We start from the raw sequence: 4,020 nt of genomic DNA, 5'->3' as shown, positions 1-4,020 counted from the left end.
TTTATGGCGAAGAAATGCAGTATGTAGATGTGGAGCTTGATCCGGGTGAGACTGCAATGGCGGAAAGCGGCGCCTTTATGATGATGGATGATGGCATACAAATGCAAACGATCTTCGGCGATGGCAGCCAAAAGCAGGGCGGCGGTTTAATGAACAAATTATTCAGCGCCGGCAAAAGACTGCTTACCGGTGAGAGCCTGTTTATGACGGCTTTTACCAACGTTGGCCAGGGTAAAAAACGAGTGGCTTTTGCTTCTCCGTATCCGGGCAAGATCATAGCACTCGACCTGTATGAGTTGGGTGGCAAAGTGGTGTGTCAGAAAGATTCTTTTCTGTGTGCTGCCCGCGGTGTGAGCATTGGCATTGAATTCCAGCGCAGGCTGGGTACGGGGTTGTTTGGGGGCGAAGGATTTATCATGCAAAAGCTGGAAGGAGATGGCATGGCTTTCGTACATGCCGGCGGACATGTATTTCAGCGCGTACTGCAGACAGGTGAAACCCTGCGGATTGATACAGGCTGCCTGGTAGCATATACAAAAGATGTGGATTATAACATACAATTTGTGGGCGGCATACGCAACACCATATTTGGCGGTGAAGGCCTGTTTTTTGCTACTTTACGCGGTCCGGGCAAAGTATGGATCCAAACCCTTCCCGTTAGCCGCCTGGCCAGCCGGATACTCGCCTATGGTACGGTGAACCGCAAGGAAGAAGGCAGCCTGCTGGGCGGATTGGGTAATTTGCTGGATGGGGATGGAAGATAGCTTCAGAGACAAGGCACAGGTTACGGGTTGCAAGGGATGCATCGAACACCCTCAAATCTGCACCCTGAAACCTTCACCCCTACCATCCACTGGCCAGTACATCGGCAATATGCATGGTTTGAAGCGGAAGTCCTTTGTTTTTAATAACTCCGTCAAGATGCATCAGGCAGCTCATATCGGTTGATATGATAAAATCGGCGCCGGTATTGCGGGCATTTGTTACTTTCTGGTCGCCCATGGCAACAGAGATGGCTTCAAATTTAACGGCAAAAGTACCTCCAAACCCACAACAGGTTTCCACGTCATTCATCTCTATCAGCTCCAACCCTTTTACGTAATGCAGCAAGCGGCGCGGCCCCGATTTAATATGCAATTCACGCAGGGCAGCGCACGAATCATGGTATGTAGCTTTTCCATGCAATGCGGCGCCTACATCTTCAACCTTGAGCACTTCGGTAAGAAATGCGCTGAATTCAAATATTCTTCTGCCGGTGTCTTTTACCTCGTTGTGGAGGGAAGAATTATCAAACAGGCGGGGATAATAATTTTTTACAAAGCCTGTGCAGGATGCACCTGGTGAAACAATATATTCGGTGCCCGAAAAATCTGTAAGGAATTTATTGCAAACATCACGTGCATCATCCCGGAAACCGGCGTTGAATGCCGGCTGCCCGCAGCAGGTTTGACTGGTATTGTACTGAACGCTGCAGCCCAGCTTTTCCAGTACTTTTACCATACTAAAAGCCGTTTGCGGGTACAACTGATCTATAAAACAGGGTATAAATAATTGAACATCCATATACCATTATACTTCCTGCAGCATCGGTTTAAAGGTCCTTATCAAATGACGCTTTCAAAGCTATCATTTTTAATGCAGTAATGGCAGCTTCCTCTCCCTTATGCCCATGTTTGCCGCCGGTCCTTTCCCCGGCCTGCTCATCGGTATCCACGGTAAGTACGCCAAAAACTGAAGGAACGGGCAGGGTAAGATTCAGCCGGGTGATACCATCCGTAATGCCTTTGCACACATAATCGAAATGCGGCGTGCCGCCTCTTACCACGCAGGCCAAAGCAATAAAGGCATCGGGACGGCTTTTTGACTGCAGGTGAGCATTCCAGTAACTTATTATCCCGTAAGGCACTTCAAAGGCACCCGGAACCGTAACTACCCGGTAAGCCACCCGGTGCCTGATTAAAATGCTTTTGCAGCCATCTTCCAGCTTGTCTACAATAGCCGCATTCCACTCTGTGCGCACAATAACAACACAGGCATCCTTAGGTAGAATGCCTGTATCTAAATGATATAAATTACTGTTGGTTATTTCGGCCATTGTAAGTGTAAATAATAAGAACCAAAAAACAAATGACAAGAATACAAATAAAACCAATCCGCCGCCGTGGCGGATAGAGATGATCGTTCCTCATCATGCCAAACCGAAATTACTGATTAGCATTGCTTTCAGCAACAAGCAGAAAAAGAGTAGCCTTACCTTTGTCAGCAGCTATCGGCTGTCAGCTGACGGCTCATGGCTGACACCTGAAATTATTCGGTTGCCCCTAATTTTCCTAAATACTTCTCAGCCGTAAACCCTCTTTCCGTTCTGGGATATTTATCCTTTAGCTGCTGGAAAAGCTCAATCGCCTCTTTGTTTTTTCCCATCACTTCGTACAGGCTGGCTGCCCTGAAAAGGTACTCCGATGACAGCGCCTGGTTTTGCTCAAAAGTGGTGCTTGCTTTTTTATAGTTCTCCACGGCTTCAGCATTCTTTTTCAACTCTGAGCAGGCATCCCCCATCAATCCATATACGAGTGCCTGCGTTTGTACAGAGCCGTTGGCATCAAAATCTTTCAGGTATTTTAACGCATTATTGTAATCGCCCAATTGAAGGTAAACTTCACCCGCATATAATTTTGCAAGGTTCCCCGAAGGCGTATTCCCGTATTTGCTGATCACTTTTAAAAAGCCCGCATTTCTGCCATCGCCATTGAGTGCCAGTTGCAGCGAATCGCTGGCAAAGTATTCCTGGGCTTTGGCAATGGCTTCAACCGCCCTTTTTTCTTCGGGAAGCCTAAACCAGTATTTATATACAAAATAACCACCCACCAGCACTATAACAGCGCTTAAGAAGATAATAATTGTTTTATTGTTTCTTTCCCAAAAATCCTGTGCATTCAACAACCTGTCTCCATGCTTAACCGTTTCGTGTTTCTTTATTGCGCTCATTTTATGCTTGGGTATTCTTTTTAGAATTGTAATTTTTGCCTGTTTAGTCCACTATAAATGGATAGTCTTCCTGTATGTAAATGTCTTTTAGCAACTCGTCGTCGTTTGGCCACGGGCTTTCTTCGGCAAATTTTACCGACTCTTCTACTTCCTTTTTTACCCTTTCATTGATAACTTCAATCTCTTCCTCGGTAACCTTAAAAGCTTCGATCAGCTTGCTTTTTGCGTATTCAATAGGATCCCGCTGTTTGTATTCTTCTACTTCTTCCTTGGTGCGGTATTTTGCCGGATCGCTCATGGAATGTCCTTTATACCGGTAGGTTTTTATTTCAAGCAATGTTGGCCCGCCGCCTTCTCTTGCTCTCTTTACAGCGCGCTCAACAGCTTCGTGCACCGCTTCCGGGCTCATTCCGTCTACCGTATCACCGGGCATATCATACGCATCAGCCAGCTTGTAAATATCCATTACGTTGGAAGTTCTTTGAATTGAAGTACCCATGGCGTAATTGTTGTTCTCACAAATAAAAACCACGGGCAGCTTCCATATCATAGCCAGGTTAAAGGTTTCATGCAGGATGCCCTGACGTGCGGCTCCATCTCCAAAAAAAGTAATAGACACATTGTCGGTACCCTTGTATTGTTCAGCAAAAGCCAGCCCGGCTCCCGTTCCTATTTGTGCGCCCACAATGCCATGACCTCCAAAAAACCGTTCCTTCATTCCAAAAAAATGCATGCTGCCGCCTTTCCCTTTTGAACACCCTGTTGCTTTTCCGAATAATTCAGCCATACACGATCTGGCACTTATTCCTTTCGCAATAGCCAATCCGTGATCACGGTAGGCCGTAATAAACGGGTCTTCGGGTTTGGTGGCGGTCATGCAACCCGCTGCCAATGCTTCCTGCCCGATGTATAAATGACAAAAACCACGGATCTTTTGCATTCCATACAGTTGCCCGGCTTTTTCTTCAAACCGGCGCAGCAAAAGCATCAATTCGTACCAATACAGGTAGGTTTCCTTTGTAAATTTTACAG

5 protein-coding genes are annotated in these 4,020 nt (G+C 46.4%); 1 reads left to right on the top strand and 4 read right to left on the bottom strand.

Going from position 1 to position 4,020, the window contains the following annotated elements; genetic code table 11:
- A partial coding sequence (locus tag PLH26_RS20720) for a TIGR00266 family protein (RefSeq protein WP_324587927.1) occupies positions 1-764 on the top strand: 764 nt, incomplete at its 5' end.
- 79 nt (positions 765-843) lie between these two features.
- On the opposite strand, the gene PLH26_RS20715 is transcribed toward PLH26_RS20720, so the two are convergent.
- The 4 genes from PLH26_RS20715 to pdhA form a co-directional block, all read right to left on the bottom strand.
- The gene (locus PLH26_RS20715) at positions 844-1,563 is read right to left on the bottom strand and encodes a (Fe-S)-binding protein (protein ID WP_324587926.1); all 720 of its coding nucleotides are present in this window, start codon (positions 1,561-1,563) and stop codon (positions 844-846) included.
- Positions 1,564-1,591: 28 nt separating this feature from the next.
- Positions 1,592-2,095, bottom strand: coding sequence for a 6,7-dimethyl-8-ribityllumazine synthase (ribH, locus tag PLH26_RS20710; protein WP_324587925.1), 504 nt, complete (start codon positions 2,093-2,095; stop codon positions 1,592-1,594).
- A 212-nt stretch (positions 2,096-2,307) separates the two neighbouring features.
- Entirely contained in the window at positions 2,308-2,988 is a 681-nt protein-coding gene (locus PLH26_RS20705) for a tetratricopeptide repeat protein (RefSeq protein ID WP_324587924.1), read from the bottom strand.
- A 43-nt stretch (positions 2,989-3,031) separates the two neighbouring features.
- Positions 3,032-4,020, bottom strand: a 989-nt coding sequence (pdhA, locus tag PLH26_RS20700) for a pyruvate dehydrogenase (acetyl-transferring) E1 component subunit alpha (RefSeq protein WP_324587923.1), incomplete at its 5' end; no start/stop codon positions are given.

Source organism: Agriterribacter sp. (genome assembly GCF_035444585.1).
Lineage (GTDB): Bacteria > Bacteroidota > Bacteroidia > Chitinophagales > Chitinophagaceae > Agriterribacter.
The sequence above is the reverse complement of the archived record's forward strand: the minus strand, read 5'-3'. Positions and strand labels throughout refer to the sequence as shown.